This is a genomic window from Staphylococcus sp. MB377, assembly GCF_001922505.1.
Lineage (GTDB): Bacteria > Bacillota > Bacilli > Staphylococcales > Staphylococcaceae > Staphylococcus > Staphylococcus haemolyticus.
The window spans coordinates 228,653-252,369 of sequence record NZ_MAON01000011.1 but is presented as its reverse complement, the minus strand read 5'-3'; the positions used below and the strand labels follow the sequence as shown (position 1 = coordinate 252,369).

The 23,717-nt window shown below is 35.6% G+C and carries 18 protein-coding genes and 4 pseudogenes; 19 read left to right on the top strand and 3 right to left on the bottom strand.

Annotation, left to right across the window (positions count from 1 at the left end; genetic code table 11):
- Window positions 1–6 precede the first annotated feature (6 nt).
- From BB045_RS03215 to BB045_RS03170, 10 genes and pseudogenes are all read left to right on the top strand, one after another.
- A complete protein-coding gene (locus BB045_RS03215; RefSeq protein WP_037550847.1) occupies window positions 7–411 on the top strand; it encodes a YjdF family protein in 405 nt (134 codons plus the stop codon).
- A 219-nt stretch (window positions 412–630) separates the two neighbouring features.
- Window positions 631–1,920 (top strand): arsenite efflux transporter membrane subunit ArsB, encoded by a 1,290-nt coding sequence (gene arsB / locus BB045_RS03210; protein WP_070581125.1) that lies wholly within the window; start codon window positions 631–633, stop codon window positions 1,918–1,920.
- A gap of 660 nt (window positions 1,921–2,580) precedes the next feature.
- The gene (locus BB045_RS03205) at window positions 2,581–3,975 is read left to right on the top strand and encodes a YfcC family protein (protein WP_070581118.1); all 1,395 of its coding nucleotides are present in this window, start codon (window positions 2,581–2,583) and stop codon (window positions 3,973–3,975) included.
- A gap of 298 nt (window positions 3,976–4,273) precedes the next feature.
- Window positions 4,274–4,513, top strand: coding sequence for a hypothetical protein (locus tag BB045_RS03200; RefSeq protein ID WP_070581117.1), 240 nt, complete (start codon window positions 4,274–4,276; stop codon window positions 4,511–4,513).
- A 151-nt stretch (window positions 4,514–4,664) separates the two neighbouring features.
- On the top strand, window positions 4,665–5,192 hold the full coding sequence (locus BB045_RS03195) for a YfiT family bacillithiol transferase (protein ID WP_053036184.1): 528 nt from the start codon (window positions 4,665–4,667) through the stop codon (window positions 5,190–5,192).
- A gap of 143 nt (window positions 5,193–5,335) precedes the next feature.
- Window positions 5,336–6,361 (top strand): annotated as a pseudogene (locus BB045_RS03190) (NAD-dependent epimerase/dehydratase family protein); the annotation flags it as partial.
- A gap of 179 nt (window positions 6,362–6,540) precedes the next feature.
- Window positions 6,541–8,151, top strand: coding sequence for a xylulokinase (locus BB045_RS03185; protein ID WP_070581116.1), 1,611 nt, complete (start codon window positions 6,541–6,543; stop codon window positions 8,149–8,151).
- Between the two features lie 32 nt (window positions 8,152–8,183).
- Window positions 8,184–9,461, top strand: a pseudogene (locus BB045_RS03180) (MFS transporter).
- Between the two features lie 14 nt (window positions 9,462–9,475).
- Window positions 9,476–10,276, top strand: coding sequence for a glucose 1-dehydrogenase (locus BB045_RS03175; RefSeq protein WP_075140463.1), 801 nt, complete (start codon window positions 9,476–9,478; stop codon window positions 10,274–10,276).
- Between the two features lie 163 nt (window positions 10,277–10,439).
- Entirely contained in the window at window positions 10,440–12,143 is a 1,704-nt protein-coding gene (locus BB045_RS03170; protein WP_070581114.1) for an ABC-ATPase domain-containing protein, read from the top strand.
- A gap of 52 nt (window positions 12,144–12,195) precedes the next feature.
- On the opposite strand, the gene BB045_RS03165 is transcribed toward BB045_RS03170, so the two are convergent.
- Both BB045_RS03165 and BB045_RS03160 read right to left on the bottom strand, forming a co-directional pair.
- Window positions 12,196–12,594, bottom strand: coding sequence for a hypothetical protein (locus tag BB045_RS03165; protein WP_053036177.1), 399 nt, complete (start codon window positions 12,592–12,594; stop codon window positions 12,196–12,198).
- 148 nt (window positions 12,595–12,742) lie between these two features.
- Window positions 12,743–13,165: pseudogene (locus BB045_RS03160) on the bottom strand (FAD-binding protein); the annotation flags it as partial.
- A gap of 2 nt (window positions 13,166–13,167) precedes the next feature.
- Between BB045_RS03160 and BB045_RS03155 the strand changes: the two are divergent.
- A pseudogene (locus BB045_RS03155) lies at window positions 13,168–13,478 on the top strand (NAD(P)/FAD-dependent oxidoreductase); the annotation flags it as partial.
- Window positions 13,479–13,583: 105 nt separating this feature from the next.
- On the opposite strand, the gene BB045_RS03150 reads toward BB045_RS03155, so the two are convergent.
- Entirely contained in the window at window positions 13,584–14,270 is a 687-nt protein-coding gene (locus BB045_RS03150; RefSeq protein WP_053036173.1) for a type 1 glutamine amidotransferase domain-containing protein, read from the bottom strand.
- A gap of 186 nt (window positions 14,271–14,456) precedes the next feature.
- Between BB045_RS03150 and BB045_RS03145 the strand changes: the two genes are divergently transcribed.
- The 8 genes from BB045_RS03145 (at window position 14,457) to lpdA (BB045_RS03110) (ending at window position 23,369) form a co-directional block, all read left to right on the top strand.
- Window positions 14,457–14,969: a DUF308 domain-containing protein gene (locus BB045_RS03145; RefSeq protein WP_070581112.1), complete on the top strand. Its 513-nt coding sequence runs from the start codon at window positions 14,457–14,459 to the stop codon at window positions 14,967–14,969.
- A 153-nt stretch (window positions 14,970–15,122) separates the two neighbouring features.
- Complete coding sequence (locus BB045_RS03140) at window positions 15,123–16,319, top strand: 3M3SH-releasing C-S lyase (protein ID WP_070837742.1); 1,197 nt, start codon at window positions 15,123–15,125, stop codon at window positions 16,317–16,319.
- 14 nt (window positions 16,320–16,333) lie between these two features.
- The gene (locus tag BB045_RS03135; RefSeq protein WP_053036170.1) at window positions 16,334–16,741 is read left to right on the top strand and encodes a carboxymuconolactone decarboxylase family protein; all 408 of its coding nucleotides are present in this window, start codon (window positions 16,334–16,336) and stop codon (window positions 16,739–16,741) included.
- 274 nt (window positions 16,742–17,015) lie between these two features.
- Window positions 17,016–18,368 (top strand): dihydrolipoyl dehydrogenase, encoded by a 1,353-nt coding sequence (lpdA, locus tag BB045_RS03130; RefSeq protein ID WP_070581110.1) that lies wholly within the window; start codon window positions 17,016–17,018, stop codon window positions 18,366–18,368.
- Between the two features lie 38 nt (window positions 18,369–18,406).
- Complete coding sequence (locus BB045_RS03125; protein ID WP_070581109.1) at window positions 18,407–19,354, top strand: thiamine pyrophosphate-dependent dehydrogenase E1 component subunit alpha; 948 nt, start codon at window positions 18,407–18,409, stop codon at window positions 19,352–19,354.
- Between the two features lie 15 nt (window positions 19,355–19,369).
- Entirely contained in the window at window positions 19,370–20,410 is a 1,041-nt protein-coding gene (locus tag BB045_RS03120) for an alpha-ketoacid dehydrogenase subunit beta (protein WP_070581108.1), read from the top strand.
- 18 nt (window positions 20,411–20,428) lie between these two features.
- Complete coding sequence (locus tag BB045_RS03115; RefSeq protein ID WP_070581107.1) at window positions 20,429–21,727, top strand: dihydrolipoamide acetyltransferase family protein; 1,299 nt, start codon at window positions 20,429–20,431, stop codon at window positions 21,725–21,727.
- 280 nt (window positions 21,728–22,007) lie between these two features.
- Window positions 22,008–23,369: a dihydrolipoyl dehydrogenase gene (gene lpdA, locus BB045_RS03110; RefSeq protein ID WP_070581106.1), complete on the top strand. Its 1,362-nt coding sequence runs from the start codon at window positions 22,008–22,010 to the stop codon at window positions 23,367–23,369.
- Window positions 23,370–23,717 lie beyond the last annotated feature (348 nt).

Below are 23,717 nucleotides of genomic sequence, written 5' to 3'. Positions count from 1 at the left end.
CAATCATTGGAATTATCAATATTTCATGATGGTCAGTTTTTCATAGGATTGGTTGAATATAGGGAAGAAGATAGGGTTAAGTTGGTGAAATTTACCTTTGGAACTGAGCCAAATAGTGCTGAAATTTTTAATTTTATTTATGGTCATTTAGATGAATTGATAAATCAAACGAAAGTTTCCATTGAAAAAAAGAAACCCAAAAAAGTAAATCCTAAACGTTTACAAAGGCAAGTTGCTAAAGAACAGAAACAACCTAAAACTTCTACTTATGCTCAAAAAGCAATCAAAAAAGAGCAAGAAATGAAAAAAGTGCAAAGTAAAAAGAGTAAGAAATTAAAGAAAGAACAGACAAAAGCACGCAAACGACAGCTTAAAGTTCAAAAAAATAAGCAAAAGAAAAAGGGACATTGAATCTCGCGAAAATAGGGTCTCAAACATTTTATATGTATGAGGTTCTATTTTTATTTAATCATTCGCCTTATAACTTTGCCACATAGATTTCATGTCATTGCTCATGATATGCTTATTGATGACATAGGAGGATTTGACTGATATGAAAGACAAATATATATCATCTATAACTCATTATTCACATCGTCATCAACGACATTTTGTAGGTGAACGTTTATGATGACTTTTTTAGCCATTCTCATTTTTGTTATTACTTTGATTTTTGTTATTTGGCAACCTAAGGGACTAGATATAGGAATTACTGCTGTTGTAGGCGCAGCTTTAGCACTTATTACCGGAGTTGTTGGTTGGTCTGACATCGTGGAAGTAACAGATATTGTTTGGAACGCAACTTTAACATTTGTCGCTGTCATCTTGATTTCACTTATTCTGGATGAAATTGGTTTCTTTGAATGGGCTGCATTACATATGGTTCGAGCATCTAAAGGGGACGGTTTCAGAATGTTTGTTTACATTATGCTCCTCGGTGCGATAGTAGCAGCATTTTTTGCGAATGATGGTGCTGCACTTATCTTAACGCCAATCGTTTTAGCGATGGTACGTCATCTTGGATTTAGTAAGAAAGTGATCTTTCCTTTCATTATCGCAAGTGGCTTTATCGCTGATGCAACGTCGTTACCTTTTACGGTGAGTAACTTAGTGAATATTGTTTCTGCGGATTACTTCAACATTGGATTTGTAGAATATTTGAGTCATATGCTAATACCAAATATATTCTCACTTCTAGCAAGTATCATTGTATTATGGATTTATTTTCGAACAACGATTCCAAAGACCATTGATATTCGAAAGGTTCAAAGTCCTGGTGCCGCGATTAAAGATCAGAAACTATTTCGCATATCTTGGCTTGTTTTAGCAATACTATTAATAGGTTATCTTGTCAGTGAGTTTATACACGTACCAGTGTCTCTGATTGCCGGAATTGTCGCTATTATCTTCCTACTCTTGGCACGCCAATCAGATGTTGTTTCTACTGGAAAAGTAATCAAAGGTGCGCCATGGAATATCGTGATTTTTTCATTAGGTATGTATTTAGTCGTATTTGGACTTAAAAATGTTGGCATTACAACCATCTTAGGTCATATATTTGCATCTATATCTGCGCATGGTTTATTTACTAGCATTATGGGCGTAGGTTTTATCTCTGCAATTTTATCATCTATCATGAATAACTTACCGACCGTTTTAATTGATGCGATAGCAATACATCAATCACAAGTGACAGGTATCCTTAGAGAAGGTATGATTTATGCGAATGTAATAGGGTCTGACTTAGGTCCGAAGATTACACCTATAGGTTCATTAGCCACTTTATTATGGCTTCACGTTTTAGCTCAAAAAGATGTCAAAATATCATGGGGCGTTTACTTTAAAACAGGAATAGTCATTACGATTCCAGTACTCTTTTTCACGTTGCTAGGACTATTTCTTACATTACTCATTTTTTAAAAGGTGAAAATCATAATTCGCAATGGGAATAACATTTAGGCATTCATACGTATCTTTTGAGAATAGACAAACATAGGGTTTGAATTTTTTGATACTATTGTAAAGTATATTCAAGAGAAGTTAGATTGCTCACCATCCCAAAATGTTAGTGTATAAATCGACCATTCAAACAGTTAATTGCTAACTTTTATACACCGTGCAGTCTAACCTCCTTGTAATATAAGGCTTAGATATATACATAGTTGAATATACATATTTCGTCACTATTAATTGGAAGTATACTTTTTAAAGATAATTGATTAGTTTAGTGAGAATAACTTAAGTGAGGTAACGGATGTTTCGTCTATGATCCGTCTATCTCACTTTTTTTACGTTTTAGAGTTGATTTGTAAGGACAATATGCTAATTACATTTAAACGAGCATATATGTTTGTGAAAATAGAGATTCATAGTATCTAGAACGTATAAATATTCTAATTCTATTGAGGTGAGAATGTGAAAGCATTAATTGTAAGTATTTATAGGTCTAGCACATCGCTGAAATGATGGGAATAACAAATGTAATTTAAATTGTAAATGTATATCATGTGATAAATAGGGTATGATGTATATAATCATCTGATGATATACATTCTATTCTATTTAAGGTGTTGATGAGTTATGGAAGAAAAGAAGCATAATAAATTTAAGTTTAAGATGCCTCATACATATGCTTTATTAATGTTTGTTATTTTTCTAGCTTGGTTATTAACTTACATTATTCCAGCTGGTGAATATGCGCGTGAAAAGAAAGGTGATCAAACACTTGTCGTTTCAGGAACATACCATACTGTGGAATCGGCAAATGTCAATTTCCTCGAAATATTCAGGTCAATTCCTGAAGGATTAATCAGTGGCGGAGAAATCGTATTCTATATATTCCTAGTAGGTGGTGCCTTTGGCATTATTCATAAGACGGGTGCTTTCGAAAATGGTGTAAACAAAGCAATGAGAATGTTAGGGAAGGCCAATTTCCTAATGATTCCATTGACGATGACGATATTCTCTATATTAGGATTTACAATTGGATTAGCAGAAGAAACAATTATCTTTGTTCCAATTGGCATTATAATCGCTCGAACATTAGGTTACGACGCCTTAACAGGTGCTGCAATGGTTATTTTAGGTGCTGCCAGTGGTTTCAGTGGAGGTATGTTAAATCCCTTTACAGTTGGTGTGGCACAAACCGTTGCTGAACTACCAATGTTCTCAGGCTGGGGTTTACGTACAATTATCTATTTATTTATCTTAACTGCAGCCATTTCTACAGTTATGTTATATGCACGTAAAGTGAAGAAAGATAAGTCAAAAAGTATTGTGTATGAGCTAGAAAAAGAAGAAGGTCATATTACTCAAGAAATCACTTATCAACACTTTAGTAAGAGACAAGCAGTTAGCTTACTTATTATAGTTGCTACAATTCTATTTAACGTATTTGGCATATTTGTATTCGATTGGACGTTTAATGAGATGAGCGCCAATTTCTTACTTGCTGGTATTGTTGCAGGTTTAGTAAGCGGACTTGGATTAAATGGTACATTTGACGCATTAATTGAAGGAATGCAGAACATTTTATTTGGCGCAATGATTGTTGGATTCGCTAAAGGAATCGTTGTTATTTTGGAAAATGGTAAAATCATCGATACGATTGTTCATGGCATGACAACATTGCTATCAGATATACCAGCTTCATTTGTTATTATTGCTATGTTTATATTACAGTTCTTACTTAATTTCTTTATACCATCTGGATCGGGTCAAGCATTAACAACAATGCCATTAATGGTACCAATATCAGATTTACTGCATATTAATCGTCAGTTAACGGTACTCGCTTTCCAATATGGTGATTCAATCAGTAACATTTTATTCCCAACTTCAGCAATCTTAATGGGAGCATTAGCTGTTGGACGAATTACTTATACTCAATGGATTAAATTTGTGTGGAAGTTGATACTATTATGGGTAATTATTTGTGCTGTGGCGATGTCGATTGCGCTTATAATTGGTTATTAAAAATTTCTCAAGAAGCACTTGGAAATTTGTTTAAAGGCTTGATAGGTAAGACTAACGCTTGTCTGAAGTTAGTAGGAAGTACGTATAACAAACGCTGTCATAACAATGTAAAGGCGGGTTTCTAAATAAATAGGAACCCGCCCTTTAAATGCTTGAATTTATCAATTATTTAAAAGATTATAAAAATCTATAAAACAACACATAACAAAGATGTGTCGATTTTGTTATAAAGATTTTGCTCAATTCAAAATAGTTTTAGTATATAATACTGTGTAACACCATTTGAAAGGAGCAACTTATGAACTTAAATAGTATTAATTTAGTTTCAAGTATTTTATGCTTATTATCATTTTTATTAGTAGTTTCTATCATGTTTACGAGCATGTTCTGGTTTCTTCCAGGATTGTTTGTGATGTTATTAGCTATTATTGCAAATGTCTTAGGCATCTTGAAAGGCAATAAAGTCATAAATATTACAATGTTAATTTTAAATATTGTATTTTTAGTTATTTTCTCAAGCCCTTTATTATTAGCTTAATATTTTGAGAAAATTATATATATCTTAAATTTCCAGAGGAAGTGGGGTAGAAATTAATGTAATGATTAATTTCTGTGCTCGCTTCTTTTTTATTTATCCTTAATAAGGGTATATAGAAGGTATAGATAAAGATAGCTAAGGGGGATTTATAATGGATGTAAGATTTCCGATAGGAGAATTTGAAGCGCCAACAAATTCAACATTAGTTGATGTGAAACAATGGATGAGTGAAATTGAAGCATATAGTGAGCAGTTGAAGGAAACGGTTCATCAATTGAGTGATGAGCAGTTAGAACGTTGTTATCGAGAAGGAAGTTGGACGGTTAGACAATTAGTACATCATATTGCAGATTCTCAGATTAATTTGTATGAAAGATTGAAAATGGCACTGACTGAAGATGACGTAACGGCGTTCATGTTTAATCAAGAACGTTGGGCAGAGTTGCCAGACTCTAAATTACCTATGCAAGTTTCAATTACTATTTTAGAGGGACTCAACCAACGCGTTGTAGAGATGGGAAATCATGTTACTGAAGGTGAATTAAATCGTTCTATTAAGCTATCAGATGGTAGCAATGTACCGGTTTCAGAATTACTTGCGAAATTATCATGGCATGAGCGTCATCATTTAGAGCACATTAAGATTGCATTATCCGACCAAGGCGTATCAAAAGAGTAGCAAATACAGTTATAAAGTTGAGCGTCTACAACTTAAGAATGAACTTTGTCAAAAGCAAGTGTAATTCATCAAACTAATATGATAAAACTGTTATAATCTGTACCTACCAAGAGAAAGATAGGGGAGGAAGTTTCATGAAGTAACAAGTTTTAGTAACTGGAGGGACAGGTTTTTTAGGTTTACGTATTGTCGCGGAATTATTAAAGCAAGATTATGGTGTGCGTGCAACAATTCGTTCGTTATCTAAGAAAGATACTATTTTAGAAACATTAAAGGCACAAAATATTGATACGCAAAATTTAGCATTTGTTGTAGCGGATTTATCTAAAGATGATAACTGGGAAGATGCTATGGAAGATTGCACCTATGTGATGAGTGTAGCATCGCCTGTAGTGATGGGTAGTGTCAGCGTAACTGATGAACAATCAATCAATAAACAAGCCGTTGAAGGTATTCAGCGTATCTTGAGAGCTGCCGAAAAAACGAATGTGAAACGTGTAATAATGACTGCAAACTTTGGCGCAGTAGGATTTAGTAATAAAGATAAATCTAGTGTGACAACAGAAGAACATTGGACTAATCCAAATGAAAAAGGACTTTCTGTTTATGAGAAGTTTAAATTAATTGCTGAGCGAGCAGCGTGGGACTTTGTGAGTGCTACTGAAAATCACATTGAGTTTGCGACAATCAATCCTGTTGCTATACTTGGACCATCATTAAATCAACATATGTCATTAAGTTTTCAATTTGTAGAAAATATTGCTAGTGGCAAAATGAAACGTATCCCTAATATTCCAATGAATATCGTAGATGTCAGAGACGTTGCACAATTACATGTTTTGGCAATGAAGACGCTAGAAGCAAATGGTAAACGTTTTATCGCCACTGCAGATGGACAAATCTCTATGCCTGAAATCGCACAATTAATTAAAAAAGAACGCCCTGAATTAGCAAGTAAAGTTTCAGCTAAGACCATTCCAGATTTCGCAATTAAGCTAGGCGCTAGATTTAATAGTGAAGCACAAGAAGGTAAGTTATTACTTGAAATGAATAGAAATGTTAGTAATCAGCAAGCACGAAATGTTTTAAGTTGGACGCCAAGTTACACTCAAGAAGAAGCCATTCTATCATCTGTTGACTGTATGAGAGACTATCACATTTTAAAATAAACATAATTGAATAATACATTTAAGCAAACATCTTTATCTTCATTGTTGTAAATAGAAGATAAAGGTGTCTTTTTACTTACAAGATTGGAAAACGCTTACTTTTCTCTTGTTTCATCAAAAATACATATGCTAGGATAAGTCTGTGATAACGTTTTCATAATAAAAAGTAAGGTGAAACGATGGATAATACACAAATCAAACAATTTATTGAAGATGGTCATTTAACAGTGGGTATTGAGTTCGGTTCAACGCGTATTAAAGCAATTGCGATTGATGACCAATGTCAAACCCTCGCAACAGGTTCATTCGAATGGGAGAACAGTTACCGTAATGGTTATTGGACGTATTCGATGAACGATGCATGGGTAGGCATTCAAAAAGCATATGGCGCAATGACTCAAGAGTTAAAAGAGAAATACGATGCAACCGTGAAACAACTTGCTTCTTTAGGTATTAGTGGTATGATGCATGGCTATTTACTGTTTGATGACAATGACGATTTACTCGTTCCATTTAGAACGTGGCGTAATAACAATGCTAATAAAGCAGCTGAAATCTTACGAGAGGACTTTCAAGTGAATATTCCTGAACGTTGGAGTATTGCACAACTTTATCAATCTGCATTAGATCAAGAATCGCACGTTGAGAAAGTAAGCTATATGACGACACTTGCGGGATACATACATTGGTATCTAACCGATGAGAAAGTATTAGGTATTGGAGATGCGTCTGGCATGTTCCCAATTGATAGTGAGACACAAGACTATCGTGACGATATTATTGAACGCTTTAATAAGAAGTTTTCTGAAAAGGGTTACACACAAGATGTTAGAGATATCTTACCTAAAGTAGTTGTAGCAGGGGAGTATGCCGGACGTCTTACTGAAACGGGTGCGAAATTAGTTGATCCAAACGGTGAGCTACAAGCCGGATGTCCATTATGTGCACCTGAAGCGGATGCAGCTACAGGTATGGTAGCTACAAATAGTGTTGCACCAAGAACTGGTAATATTTCAGCAGGTACAAGTATCTTCTCGATGATTGTCCTTGAAAAGCCAATCAAAGATGTCTATCCAGAGGTAGATATTGTTACAACACCAGACGGTTATGAAGTAGCAATGATTCATGCGAATAACTGTACATCAGATATAAACGCTTGGGTCGATTTGTTTGGAGAAGTATTTGAAACAATGGGAGTTAAATACGATAAAGGTGAATTGTTCACCAAATTATTTGAACGTGCCTTAAAAGGTGACGAAGATTTAGGTAAGTTATTGTCATATGGTTATATTTCTGGTGAATTTATCACAGATGTACAACATGGTTATCCAATGCTTGTACGATCAGTAGACAGTAATTTTAACTTAGCTAACTTAATGAAAACACATATTTACAGTGCTTTCAGTACGTTGAAGATTGGTATTGATTTATTAAAAGAAAGAGAAAATATTCATATTGATTCAATGTTTGGTCATGGTGGCATCTTTAAAACTGAAAAAGTTGCGCAATCATTCTTAGCAGCTGCCTTAGACAGTCCTGTTCGTGTTATGCAAACTGCAAGTGAAGGTGGCGCTTGGGGTATCGCAGTATTGGCGAGATACATGATTGAAACAGAGACATCAAATTTAGCAACATATTTGAATGACTTTGCGTTTAAAGGAACAGAATCAATGACAATCGAACCAACTAAAGATGAAGTTGCAAGCTTTGAGCAATATACAGAACGCTTTAAACAAGGCATTCCACTTGAACGTCTTGCACATGAACAATTTAATTCAGAACAAAAATAATGAATAAAACAAAGGTAGAAAGTGGGATTAAAATGGCGAACGAGATAGACAAACGAGAACGTCAATTTCTAGGATTGCTTATGGTATTAATATAGGGATACATTGCCGTAGCGATCTTTATGACCGGAGACGGTATGGAGCAAGCATTTTTATCTAAATATATTATGAGTCTTGGCTTTGATAATTCTGAAGCCGGCAATGTCTTAACCGTTTACGGTTTAGTCGTAGCTATCGCTTCATGGTTATCAGGTGTGATGGCTGAGATTTTCAGTCCACGACGTGTGATGACATTCGCGTTTATTATTTGGATGATCTTCCATGTTGGATTTTTAGTCTTTGGTCTAGAACAACAAAACTATGCCATGATGATTATGTATGGTATTCGTGGTTTAGCATATCCAATGTTTATTTATAGCTTTGTCGTATGGATTACATATTCTTCACCAAGTTACAAACTAGCTTCAGCAATGGGTTGGTTCTGGGCAATGTATTCAATCGGTATTGGAGTACTAGGTTCATATTTACCAAGCTTTTCAATTCCAATCATTGGTGACATGGGTACTTTATGGTCATCATTAATCTTCATCTTAATTGGTGGATTAATCGCGATGTTCTTAGTTAAAGATAAAAAAGGCGAAGATGTCGAAGCACGACGCATGACTAAGAAAGAAATGTCAAGAGAATTTGGCCGAGGTATCACAATTCTTAAGAATAAGAACGTTGCAGTTGCCTTTGTCGTAAGAATCATTAACCAACTGTCATTATTCGGATTGGTTGTATTCTTACCACACGTTTATACGGCAGATTTCGGCTTCACTACGTCATAATGGTTACGTGTTTGGGGATTAATGTACATTATTACAATCTTCACTAATTTATTCTGGGGTATTATGGGAGATAAAATTGGTTGGGTACGCCAAGTACGCTGGTTTGGCTGTATTGGTATGGCCGTTTCTACGTTAGCGTTCTATTATTTCCCTGCCTGGAGTGGACCTAATATATTCGTGACAACTTTAATTGCACTGATGTTCGGCTTCGCTGTTGCTGCATTCGTTCCAATGTCAGCCATCTTCCCAACGTTGGTACCTGAACATAAAGAGGCGGCAGTCTCCGTACATAACTTAGCAGCTGGTTTAAGTAATTTCCTAGGTTATGGACTTGCAAGTGTCATGCTTATATTCGCTTCAGCTGAAGTAACGATTTGGGCATATGCAGTAATATATGTATTAGGCTTTGTTCTTACATTCTTTATGAAAGTACAACAGCCTGGAAGACAAGTAAAAACAACAATTAATACACAATCAAATTAAAAAGTATGATAAAAATGACAAACATTATTGATCAATTTAAAGTAAACAGTAAAGTAGCAATCGTAACAGGCGGTGCCATGGGACTAGGTAAAGCTATGGCAGAAACATTAGCACAAGCAGGTGCAGATATTGTTATTGCAGACATTAAATTAGATTTAGCTCAAGAAACAGCAAAAGCAATTGCAGATAATGAAGGCGTTAAAACGACAGCATTAAAAGTAGATGTTACAAATCCAGAAGATGTTAGCAAAATGGTAGACGACGTCGTGAATGAGTACGGTAAAGTTGATATCTTAGTAAATAATGCTGGTATGACAATTAATGAAAAAGCAGAAGACGTATCTTACGAAAACTGGTTAAAAGTAATTAACTTAAACTTAAATGGTGTCTTCTTAGTAGCACAAGCAGTAGGACGTCAAATGATAAAACAAGGCTATGGTTCAATTATTAATACATCATCAATGTCAGGATTAATTGCCAATAAACCACAAGAACAAGCATCTTACAATGCATCTAAAGCAGGCGTTATCATGTTAACGAAAAGTTTAGCAATGGAATGGTCAAAATATGGCATCAAAGTAAACACAATTGCGCCAGGATACATGAAAACGGCATTAACTGAACCAATGTTTAATACTGGAGGCGAAATGATCGATTATTGGATGGGTGCGACACCAATGGGTCGTCCGGGTGAACCAGAAGAATTAGGTGGCATAGTTGTATACCTTGCATCTGACGCTTCATCATTCGCACAAGGTAGCGTATTTACAATTGATGGTGGTTATACTTCGTTATTAGTGAAAAGAATTTTTTGAGAAGTTTTAATAATTCGATGATATGCATCTCAGCTGAAGGATGAAAATCCAATGCTTGAGATGCATTTTTTATATTCAAATCAAGAATTTCTTGAATGAAGTTATGCGTGCCGGTTAGGTTGGGTAAACTGTGAATAGACACTTACTGAACGGAGGAATAATGATGAAGCGCTCAATAGATCTCGAAAAGACATTAAAATCGTTAGATGGACAAAAATATGGAGCGTATAAACGAATGAAAGGTATATATGCCTTTGATCAATTTCACTTAGCAATCGATCATGTACAGGTGGATCCTTTTGCGCCACCTTCAAAAATGCGTCTTATCATTCAACGTGATGTCGCCAAAATTCCAAGTGATTTATTAGATGAGAAAGACAAACGTATTGCAGTATCAGATTTCTTAACTAGAGCATTTGGCCATCAAACTTCGGCATTTAATCGTGCTGTTAAAGCTTCAGGTAAAAACGGTAAAATTTTCATCGATCATTGTGGTCAAGAAATGTTAGAACGTACATCAGTCGTAATTAATGATAAAGAAATTGAAGTGCGCATTGAGGTTGGTATGCCAGCAACAGGACGTAAGATTCTTGGAAAAGTTGCGGCCCATACACTTATAAATGGCTTACCAAAGATAGTAAATCAAGCCATCATGTATCAAAATATTGATCAACAAGCACTTCAACATCAAGTAACATTAAAATTAGACCAAACGTATATTAGGAATGAACTTGAACAACAACACTTAGTCGCTTTTGTCGCAAATAACGCCATTTTACCACGAAAAAGCGGTGTATCCGATGAGCCAATGAAAGGTGCTATTCAATTTACGAGCCCGCAAGCTTTCGAAACAACATTCAATTTACCAAGTGGTCGGGCAGTCACAGGGATGTCTATTCCTGAAGGCATAACGTTGATTGTTGGCGGTGGTTATCACGGTAAATCGACCCTATTAGAAGCGCTTGAACGTAGTGTCTATGACCATATTCCAAATGATGGCCGTGAGTTTGTTATTACGCGTCATGACGCTATGAAGATACGAGCTGAAGATGGACGTGGAATTCAAAATGTTAACATCAGTCCATTTATAGATAACTTACCTGGCAAGAAAGATACAAAGCACTTTTCGACTGACAATGCGAGTGGAAGCACGTCACAAGCAGCTAATGTCATGGAAGCATTAGAAACACAAACGTCAACGCTACTTATTGATGAAGATACATCGGCGACGAACTTTATGATTCGTGATGGACGTATGCAGGAGTTAATTGCGCCTGATAAAGAACCAATAACACCATTTTCTAATAAAGTGAGACCACTTTTTGAAGCGCATCAAGTTTCAACTATTCTAATTGTTGGTGGGTCTGGTGATTATTTTGACGTGGCCGATCAAGTCTTGATGATGGATGAGTATCATTTGAAAGATGTAACTACTGAGGCGAAAGAGATTGCTCAATCAGATGGATACCAACGTGACCTACAGGCAAATACGCAATTTGGTGCGATTCCATCTCGTGTCCCTTTAGATGCTTCATTCTCTAAAAAAGGGAAAGATGATCGAATGAAAGCCAAAGGGCTACACACAGTGATGTACGGCAAAGATGCAATAGATATATCTGGTTTAGAACAATTAGTGGATGACAGTCAAACCAATGCGTTGACCGTTATGATGAATTACTTTAGACATCACCTTATAGATAATCATAAGAGTCTTATTGATGCAACGAATCAAATGTACGACTTAATTGACGAAGAAGGCATCGAAGCGATATCTAACTTTGATGGACATCCTGGTAATTTAGCGCTTCCTCGTAAGCAAGAATTTATCGGAACATTGAACCGTTATCGTGGTTTAAAAGTAAAATAAAATAAAAAAAGCACATTGCACTTGATAGTTAATCAAGCTTTGCAATGTGCTGTTAATTCGTTAAGAAAAAGTCTACAGTAAGATCATCATCATAATATCTTTCGTCATATTCTTCCATTGACGTATTAGGCAGTATGTTTAGGCTTTTGACATAATCAATACCATAATCTTCGACGTAGCCACGTTGGCCATGTTTAACATAAGGCGTTACTTTAGACTTAAACTTTACAACTTGTTGTAAAAAGGGTTCTTGGTTATGAAAGTATCTCTTTGATGCATAAACCCAAACGTGATCGAAATACTGACCGCCAATATTAACATCTAATAATAAAATTTTTGAGAAAATAGGCTTGTTTGGAATTTTTACTTTAGGTGTTATAGTAATATGTTCAATTCGACCTATTACGGTTACAGTTTTATTTTTCAAAGATTTCAAGCTATCACGAGGCATACTATCACCTTCTTTTGCAAAAAATTGTAAAATTGATAACTATTACTTAAAAAATAATATTTGATATAATTTTACAACAAAATGCATAAAAAGTGGTGGGATATACATTTTGAAAATACTTTATTTTAGAAGTGTATATTTATGAAATTTAATGTATATGATGATGGATGCCTTCAGCTGCACGAATACCACTAAAGATACAACCACCTAGGAAAGTACCTTCTAATGCACGATATCCGTGAATACCGCCACCACCCAAACCAGATGCTTCCCCAGCAGCGTATAGTCCTTGAATCGGTTGCATGCTTGGATTAAGTGATTGGCCATCGAGATTCGTTTGAATACCGCCGAGCGTTTTACGACTAATGATATTTAATTTTACGGCAATTAAGCGTCCGTTTTTTCCACTTAATATTTTATGAGGTTTAGCAGTACGAACGAGTTTATCACCTAAGAATTGACGTGCATTATTGATAAATGCGACTTGTGGATCTTTAGTGAGTGGATTATCAATTTGTAAGTCGCGAGCTTTAATTTCATGTTTGATTGTTTCATAGTCAAGTAAGTCATTTTTCTCAAATTGGTATTAGTGTTCAAGAAGCTGAGCAAAATGAACGTTACACAGTTAAACACATTCCTTTTGGTAAACAAATGGTATTTGAATATAAAAATGAAACGGATGCAGAAATGTATGTCGTTTTAGATGAAGAGAAACGACTTGTTTGCTCAGATATATATGGCGTCGATGCAGCTCTGATTTAGTAAACTTACTCGTATTTATTATTAATCAACGCATAACAGTACAAGATTTAAATCAATTAATCTTTGCTTTCCCTAGTGCCTCTAGCGGTGTCATTGATTTGTTAAAAGTGAATATGTTGTAATTTAATATAGATAAATAAAGATGCCTACATATTGGAATCAAAGCGTTATTATTCCAAATCATGTAGGCATCTTTGTAAATTTTACTATGCGGGTAGTCTAAGATTTTACTTTTGTGATTCTAAGAATCTTTCTGCTACGGCTTTACCAGATTGTGGATTTTGACCAGTAATAATGCGACCATCAGCGACTGCAAACTCAGTCCAGTTATCACCTTGTTCATAGTTTGCACCACGATTTTTAAGTTCATCTTCAGTAAGGTAAGGAACAACGTCGGCTAAGCCCACTGCTTGTTCTTCACTATTTGAGAAGCCAGTAACCGTTTTGCCATCGATAATATGTTTACCTTCAGAATTTTTTACATTTAATAAGCCAATTGCACCATGGCAAACTGAAGCAACAACATCGTTATTTTCATAAATTTTTTGAGTTAGCTTTTGTAAATCTTCATTATCTTTAAAGTCCCAAATTGTACCATGACCACCAGCGAAATAAATGACATCATAATTTTCAGCTTTAACTGCGTCAGGTGTAACTGTATGACCAAGACGTGTCATAAAGTCTTTATTCTGATAATATTCCCAGTCTAAATCTGTCATTATATCTTCTTGTAAACTTTGAGGGTCAATGGCAGTATAGCCACCTTCTGGACTAATATAATGTACTTTATAACCATTTTTATATAAGACATCCGCGAAATGAACAACCTCACCAAACCATAATCCAGTTGGACGATTCATATTAGGATATTTCGTTACACTTGTTACTACAACTAATGCTCTTTTTGTATTCATTGATACGCCTCCTAATTTTATACTACGTTTAGTGTACCCTTTTCGGAAAAGCAAGAAACTAAAGAGGTCGTGAATTAAATATAATATGTTTCATGTAAAACGATGTAAGATGTATTCGTTGTTAGTCCAACGCAACTTCAATATACTTGATATAATGGCTATTTTTTAATGAGAGGAGGAATTTGAATGGCACAAGACAATGGAAAATTAAAATGGTCAAGCTTAATTATGGGAACGTTACTATTAATTGTTGCAGTTATTATTTTCAGTTATCCTGTTAAAAATTTCTACACACTTACTTGGCTTATTGGCTTATTAATTCTTATTAATGGTGTGATTCAACTATTATTCCGTCGTGCTGCGAGAGTGCTTGCCGGTAGCGGTTCAGGATTAATTATTGTCATAGGAATTATTGATATTATATTTGGACTACTTGTGATATTTAACGTTGGGGCAAGTTCAACCTTCTTCATATTTATGTTTGCCGCATGGTTTATTGTAAGTTCAGTTATTGGACTAATGACCATTTCAAAACAAAGCCGTTTGAAGGGACTATCTATCATTGTTAACGTTTTAGGCTTACTATTAGGAATTATTTTACTTTTCAACCCTATGATGGGGATGATTCTAGTATCAACGATGATAGCCATCACATTTGCAATTCTAGGTGTAACTTACGTTATTGATGGACTTGCGTAAATTTTTGGAATAGGGAGAGAGGCAGAATTTTATATGAATTCTTTGTCTTTCTCCCACTTTTTATATTTAGAAGTGGAAATCTTAAAAAGTGAATTCATAAATGGGAAGTATTACAATAAGACTTATTAAACAATGATTCTAGGAGGTATTCATGTGACGTACAATTTTGATGAGATCATAGACCGTCGTTCTACAAATGCGATGAATGTAGAAGGTTATAAAGGCTATTTATTTGGAGACGCAGATACTTCAGATTTAGAAGAACATGATGAACTGATTCGTATGTGGGTAGCTGATATGGATTTCGCGACACCTGAAGTTGTGTTAGATGCGATAAGAGACAGACTCGATAAAAAGATTCTAGGTTATACCAACATATTTGGCACAGATTATTATGAGGCTTTTGTGTCATGGACAGAACGACGATTTGGTTATACATTTCCACAAGATCACCTTGTATTTTCTCATGGGATTGTTGCAGGGTTAATTGAACTTGTAAGCTATATTTGTGACAACGACGATAAAGCGTTGATTTTAACACCGAGCTACGGTCCTTTTAAAATGGCTTGTGATAAAAATAATATTAAGACGGTATATTCTCCGATGATAAATCATAATGGATACTATGAAATCGACTTTGAAGATGTTCGTCAAAAAGTGGAAACAGAAAATATTAAATTATGTATTTTTGCTAATCCGCATAATCCAACAGGTCGTGTATGGTCAGAAGATGAATTAAAGCAACTGGGACAAATTATGGTCGATAATGACGTATGGATCATCTCAGATGAAATTCACTGCGACATTAAACGTGACGGTCAAACACATGTACCTTTTGCTAAAGCAGTGCCAGATTACGATAAGATTGTTACCGCAATGTCGCAAAGTAAGGCATTTAATATAGCAGGCTTAATGTTCTCAAACATCATTATTCCGAATAGAAGATTATTAAAGACATGGAAGTTACATCACTTTAGTTCTGAGAATCCATTAAGTATCGTTGCGACACAGGCAGCTTATGAAAAGGGCGAAGACTGGTTAGCTTCTATGAATGATTATCTAGACGATAATTTTAAATACCTAGCACAATTTTTAGAACAAGAACTGCCACATGCAGAATTTAAAATTCCAGAAGCAACCTACCTCGCATGGGTTGATCTAAGCTATTACATTAAAGCAAAACACATAGATGAACCAATCGCTAAATATTTCATCAAACACGCCGGCGTTATCATTGAAGGACAAGAACAATTCGTTCATAACGCAGAAGGACATATCAGAATAAACATCGCTGTTCCACGTGAAATCATGATAAAAGGACTGCAAAAAATTAAAGACGCATTAGTTTAAAAAGGAGATAACAAATGTCGATTATAGAGTCTTCGAACAATGGTAATACACCCTTTCAAAAATTATTAGGTCATCAAGAAGAATTAATGCAATTATGGACACAACTAAGTGATGTGTTAGAAAGTGACAGCGCACTTAGCAAAGAATTAAAAGAAGAGTTAAGAAGAATGTTAGCGCAAAAGAACGGTTGTCAGTACTGTAAAGCTAAAGGTCAACCTACCGGCAGTCTTAAAGATGAAAAATCGTCCGTTTGCATAGGATTCACAGAAGTTTTTATTAAGATGGGTGATCAAATTCCGGACAATATTATAAAAGTACTTAAAGACAGTTTAACAACAGAAGAAATTGTTGAACTCATTGCATTTATTACATTCACAAACGCACAACAAAACTTTGGTGCAATAATGAAATTGCAACCGTAATACAACCCTCTAGCCAACGCGGTTAGAGGGTTTTTTATTTGAGTGAGTAGCAAGATAATCTTCCAAATCTTATAAAACTTATATGAAATGATAGAAATAAGTATATAAAAATTTAATTTTACAATTATTTGAAAATTCGGAATCATGAGTATAGAATGTAATTACAGAAATGAGAAAACGTTTACATTAAGAATATGCTATATCTCATTTCTATGTTTTTACAGAATATTTTGGGATGCACAACGATACGATCTTACGGAAGTGGGTGATAGTGATGACGGACTCATATGATTTGATTGTGGTTGGTGCAGGACCTGGTGGATATGTTGCCGCTATTCGCGCTGCACAATTAGGTCAAAAGGTTGCAATTGTAGAGAAAACAAACGCAGGGGGGACTTGTTTAAACGTAGGTTGCATACCTTCTAAAACACTACTCGAACATGGAACGAAAGCACATGATATACGTAAGGCTAATGATTGGGGAATTGAGACACAAGGGATGAAAGTAAACTTCTCTAAATTAGTACAACGGAAACAACACATTGTTAGCACGCTCACAGGTGGTGTGAAGCAATTATTAAAGAAAAACAAAGTTACTTTCATTAAGGGTGAAGCTACTGTAACGAAAGATTTAGAAGTTAAAGTTAGTAATCAATCATATCAAGCGAAAGATATTATTCTAGCAACTGGTAGTAAACCTTTTATTCCACCTATTGAAGGATTAAATGACATAAAGTATGAAACGACAGACACATTTTTTGATATAGAAACGTTGCCTAAACAACTCGCAATTATTGGTGGCGGTGTTATAGCTACTGAGTTAGCATCTTCAATGGCTGATTTAGGAGTCGAGGTTACAATGATTGAAGTTAATGAAGATATTCTTCTCACCGAGATTGAAGAAGTACGTGAACTGTTAAAGGACCATTTGAAGAATCAAAGTATAAGAATTTTAACAAGCGCAAAGATATCTAAAGTAACAACCTCTAAAGTGATTTTGGATAATCATGAAGATGTGTCATTTGATACTTTATTAGTGGCAACTGGTCGACAACCGAACATCAAGGTAGCTGAAGATCTAGATATCGATATGGATGGTAAATTTGTACAAGTCGATGAACACTATCAAACAACAATTAATCATGTATATGCTATTGGAGACCTTGTTAAGGGTTATCAACTTGCACATTCAGCGAGTTCACATGGATTACATGTTGTTGAAAATTTGGCTGGATTAAAACCACCGCCAGTATCTCCAAACAATATTACACGTTGTATTTATACTCGTCTTGAAGCAGCATCAGTTGGTTTATCTGAGTCTCAAGCTAAAGAAGCGGGTTATGACGTATCTGTTACACAATCTTCTTTTCAAGGAAATGCAAAGGCGCTCGTAAAAGGAGAAGTACAAGGCTTTATCAAAATTGTAACTGATAAAGCATATGGAGAGGTCTTAGGTGCTTTTATTGTTGGTCCACATGCTACAGATTTAATCAGTGAAGTATTAGGTGTCAAAGCTTCAGAAGGTACAATGAATGAGTTATCTAACATCATTCAACCACATCCTTCTCTATCCGAAGCAATTGGCGAGAGCGCGGATGCATACTTTGGAAAAGCCATTCATATGTGATAACAGAACAAATCAATGAATGATAGGAGGAACTAACGATGGAAAAAGAACAAGCACGTTGGGTTTATAAAACGATGAATGAAATTCGATATTTTGAAGAAAAGGTGCATAAAATCTTTAGTGACGGTAAGATTCCTGGTTTTGTTCACTTATACGTAGGCGAAGAAGCTGTAGCAACTGGTGTAATGTCACAACTTGAAGACGACGACTATATTACAAGTACACACCGAGGACACGGACATGCAATTGCCAAAGGATGTGACCTTAATGGCATGATGGCGGAGATAATGGGTAAACGTGATGGACTTGGTCATGGTAAAGGTGGTTCCATGCATGTTGCAGAAATAGATAAAGGAATGCTCGGTGCCAATGGTATCGTAAGTGGTGGCTTCGGACTTGCTACTGGTGCAGGTATTTCTATTCGAAATCAAGGTAAAAAGAATGTTGCTGTATGTTTCTTTGGTGATGGTGCAGCCAATGAAGGTAATTTCCATGAGGGCCTTAACTTTGCCTCAATCTTAAACCTTCCAGTTATCTTTGTTTGTGAAAACAACCAATTCGGTGAAGGTACAACACATGATTATGCCAGTGCTTCAGAAACAATTGCAGAGCGTGCTTCAGCTTATAACATGCCAGGTGTCAGAGTGGATGGCATGGATGTCGTTGAAGTTTATAAAGCAGCGCAAGAAGCTGTAGAACGAGCAAAAAATGGTGAAGGCCCTACGCTAATTGAGTGTGACACGTATCGTAAATATGGTCATTTTGAAGGGGACGAACAAAAAGTTAAATCACCAAATGATCGTAATGCGGACAAAAACGCAACAGAAGACTTTAAACGTCAAGCACTTGAAGAAGGTTGGTTAACAGAAGAAGAATTAAATGAAATTGAACGAGCAGCTGAACAAGCAGTAGAAGATGCAGTGAAATATGCAGAGGAAAGTGAATTACCAGATGTAGATTCATTACACGAAGATGTATTTGCGTAAAAGGAGGTCATAACTATGAGTGAAGAACGCAAGTTAACATTTATGGGTGCAATTAACGAAGCAATCGATCAATCAATGGAACAAGATGATAATGTTATTCTCATTGGTACGGACGTTTCAGGTGGTGCAGGTGTAGAACATATTAAAGATGACGATACATTTGGTGGCGTTTTTGGTGTAACTAAAGGACTTGCGAAAAAATATAGTCGAAATCGTGTTATTGACACACCAATCGCAGAGCATATTACACTCAGCTCTGCTGTAGGTGCAGCAGCTACCGGTATGCGTCCTATTGCAGAATTAATGTTCAATGACTTTATTGGATTCGGTTTAGATCCTATTTTGAACCAAGGTGCAAAAATGCGTTACATGTTTGGTGGTAAAGCTAAAATTCCATTAGTTGTACGTACAGTTCATGGCGCTGGTGCAGGCGCAGCGGCACAACATTCTCAATCATTGTATAACATGTTTGCAACAATACCTGGTGTAAAAGTAGTCGTTCCTTCTAATCCTTATGATGCTAAAGGTTTATTAATGGCAGCAGTACAAGATGATAACTTAGTAGTCTTTTCAGAAGATAAAACATTATTAGGACAAAAAGGTGATGTGCCTGAAGAACCTTACATAATAGAAATTGGAAAAGCGAAAGTGACGCGTGAAGGTGATGATTTAACAATTGTTGCAATCGGTAAAATGGTGGCAGTAGCTGAACAAACAGCAGACAAATTAGAAGAAGATAACGTTTCAGTTGAAGTTATTGATTTACGTTCTGTGTCACCATGGGATAAAGAAACAGTTCTAGAATCAGTGAAAAAGACAGGTCGTTTAATTGTGATTGATGAATCAAATCCACAATGTAATGTAGCGGGAGATGTTGCATCTGTTATTGGTGATATTGGTTTTGATTATTTAGACGGACCAATCAAGAAAGTCACTGCACCGGATACACCAGTTCCATTCGCAGCAAACCTTGAACAAGCCTATATACCAAACGTAGATAAAGTATTAGATGTCGCATCTGAACTAATTGAAGACTTGAAAAAAGTTAATTCATAGGCAAGGAGGTGTTGAACGATGAGCGAAAATATTATTATGCCAAAACTCGGTATGACAATGAAAGAAGGAACAGTCGAAGAGTGGTTTAAAGCAGAGGGAGATGTGGTTGAACAAGGTGAAAGTGTATGTACGATTAGTTCTGAGAAATTGACTCAAGACGTTGAAGCGCCAGCTAGTGGTATATTACTCGAAATTAAAGTTCAAGCCGGAGAAGAAACTGAAGTTAAATCTGTACTTGGTATTATAGGTGATGAAGGAGAAAGTACTGATTCAAGTAGTACGACTGAATCTGATAATGAAGAGTCCAATAACTCACAATCAGACGATGAAGAGCAACAAACCAACGATACAACTTCTGTAAATGAAGATGATAGTAATCATGATGAAGATACAAATCAGTCTAATAATGTTGAACCCCAAAATGGTAAACGTATCTTTATATCACCACTTGCACGCAAGATGGCAGATGATAAAAACTTTGATATCACTAGAATTCAAGGTACAGGCGGTAATAATCGTATAACAAAATTAGATATTCAACGTGTAGAAGAGCAAGGATATGATATTGAAGCAAAAAATGAGGATATGCAATCTAAAGAGGATAAGAACACTAAATTTAACAGTGCTAATGTCGGTGAAGGACTAAATCCAATGCGTAAGCGTATAGCACAGAATATGCGTCAAAGCTTGGCCGAAACAGCACAACTTACGTTACATCGTAAAGTGGATGCTGACCGATTGTTAGATTTCAAAAACAAACTATCAGCTGAACTTGAGAATGCAAATCAAGATACTAAATTGACTGTCACAGCATTGCTAGCTAAAGCCATCGTCTTAGCACTTAAAGATTATGGTGCAATGAATGCTCGATATGAAAATGGCCAACTTACAGAATATGATGATGTTCATTTAGGTGTAGCAACGTCACTTGACGAAGGGTTAATGGTACCAGTTATAAATAATGCAGACACTAAAAGTATTGGTGCTTTAGCTAAAGAGATTAAATCTTCAGCAGAAGCGGTACGTGATGGTAATACAAATGATGTTAAACTGGCAGGTGCTACTTTTACAATTACTAACATGGGTACTAGTGGCATCGAATATTTCACACCAATTCTTAACCTGGGTGAAACAGGAATCCTAGGTGTAGGTGCACTTTCTAAAGAAGTTGTACTTGAAGGAGATAGTGTTAAACAAGTATCACGTATTCCATTAAGTTTAACGTTTGATCATCAAATTCTTGATGGTGCGAGCGCTGCCGATTTCTTAAAAGTATTAGCTAAATATATTGAAAATCCATATCTCTTAATTCTTTAATAACAAATATATTTAATTTGATTAAGATCCTCAGTACACAAACAATGCTGGGGGTCTTTTCATGTCTCGAACCACACTTCCAATTCTTTCGCACAACACAAAGCCCTTTATTGAAAAAGTAAAAATTCTGTCACTTACGTTTATTTGAAATTATAAAAATACAACTCTAATATATAGTTGAAAGGATATAAAAGCGTTTACACATTAGACAAGTGGTTATGTTCATAACAAAGGTTATTAAGGGATGAAAACAACTGCAAAGGTGAAAGGGGTACAAATGATGTCTAAATCGTATGATTTGATCGTTATTGGAGCAGGACCTGGAGGTTATGTCGCAGCAATTCGAGCAGCACAACTAGGCAAAGATGTAGTGATTGTTGAGAAACAGCACGTTGGTGGTGTATGTCTCAATGTAGGTTGTATACCGTCGAAGATATTTTTAGAATATGGTGCTAAAGTGAGAGATATTCATTCTGCAAACAATTGGGGAATTAAGACGAATCACATAGACATTGATGTAACTAGTCTCGTACAACGTAAAGATCAAGTGGTTAAGACAGTGACTGATGATGTTCGAGACGCATTAAGACAACACAACGTTGATTTTATTGAAGGGGAAGCAGAAGTATTAGAAGGATTAAAAGTTCAAGTCGATCAAACTATTTATACCGCGAAAGATATTATCTTAGCGACAGGAACAAAGCCATTCGTACCACCAATCGAAGGGCTAGATCAAGTGCACTTTGAAACAGCTGATACATTTTTCGATATGGAACAGCTGCCGAAACAACTTGTGATTATTGGCGGCGGCGTTATTGCCTCGGAAATAGCCTCATCAATGGCTGATTTAGACGTAGATGTTACGATTTTGGAAAAGGGCGATAGCATCCTATCTAGTGAAATTAAAGAAATACGCGACCATCTATCAACCTATTTGAAACAACAAGGTGTTAACATCATCACCAATTCAGAAACTAAGAAAGTAAATGCCAAGACTTTGGAAATTGATGGAAAAGATGGCCCTAAAGAAATACCATATGAAACATTACTCTTTGCGACAGGGAGACAACCTAATGTTCAAGTTGCTAAGGCGCTTAATTTAGAACAAAATGGCAAATGTTTACAAGTTAATGAACATTATGAAACTAGTTACGCGCACGTCTATGCGATTGGTGATTTAGTGCCAGGCTATCAGTTAGCACATACTGCAAGTGCACATGGTAAATATGTGGCAGAGTATATTGCAGGCAAACAACCAGAACCGATAAATCAAGAGGATATACCAAGATGTATTTATACAAGATTGGAATCTGCGTCAGTAGGTTTATCAGAATTACAAGCACAAGAAGCGGGTTATGAGGTTGAAGTGACGACTGCACCTTTTCAGAAGAATCCTAAAGCAATCTTAAAAGGTGAAACACAAGGAATGGTTAAAATAGTAGCGAATAAGCAGGATGGTAAGATTTTAGGTGGGTTTGTGGTTGGACCTCATGCGACAGATTTAATTAGTGAAATCTTAGGCATTAAGGTTTCGGGCGGTGCATTAAACGATATTTCTCGAATTATACAACCACATCCTTCACTATCGGAAGTGATTGGTGAAAGTGCAGATGCATCTTTTGGAAAAGCAATATATCATTAAGTAAGATCGATTATTATCTTTTCTTAGTAAAATACATTGATAATCTATATCTTTTAACACATTAGCGATTTAATTATAAATTATACAAAACGAATTATATATACGTAACTAGCATTATTAGCATGAAAAATCCCCCAGGCTCGTCAAAGTTGCTGGGGGTTTTAATGTGTTATTTATGTAACTTATTAATTAGCGTAGCGATTAAACCATTAAAATAAATATATTAATAAAGGTATAAACCTCATTTGCTAAAAGCACAAAGTATTGGCTGCGAGACGCTACTTGGAATAGCATTAGCACTGAGACAAAACCTAAATAAAAAAGAGTTAAATCACAACCTACAAGACT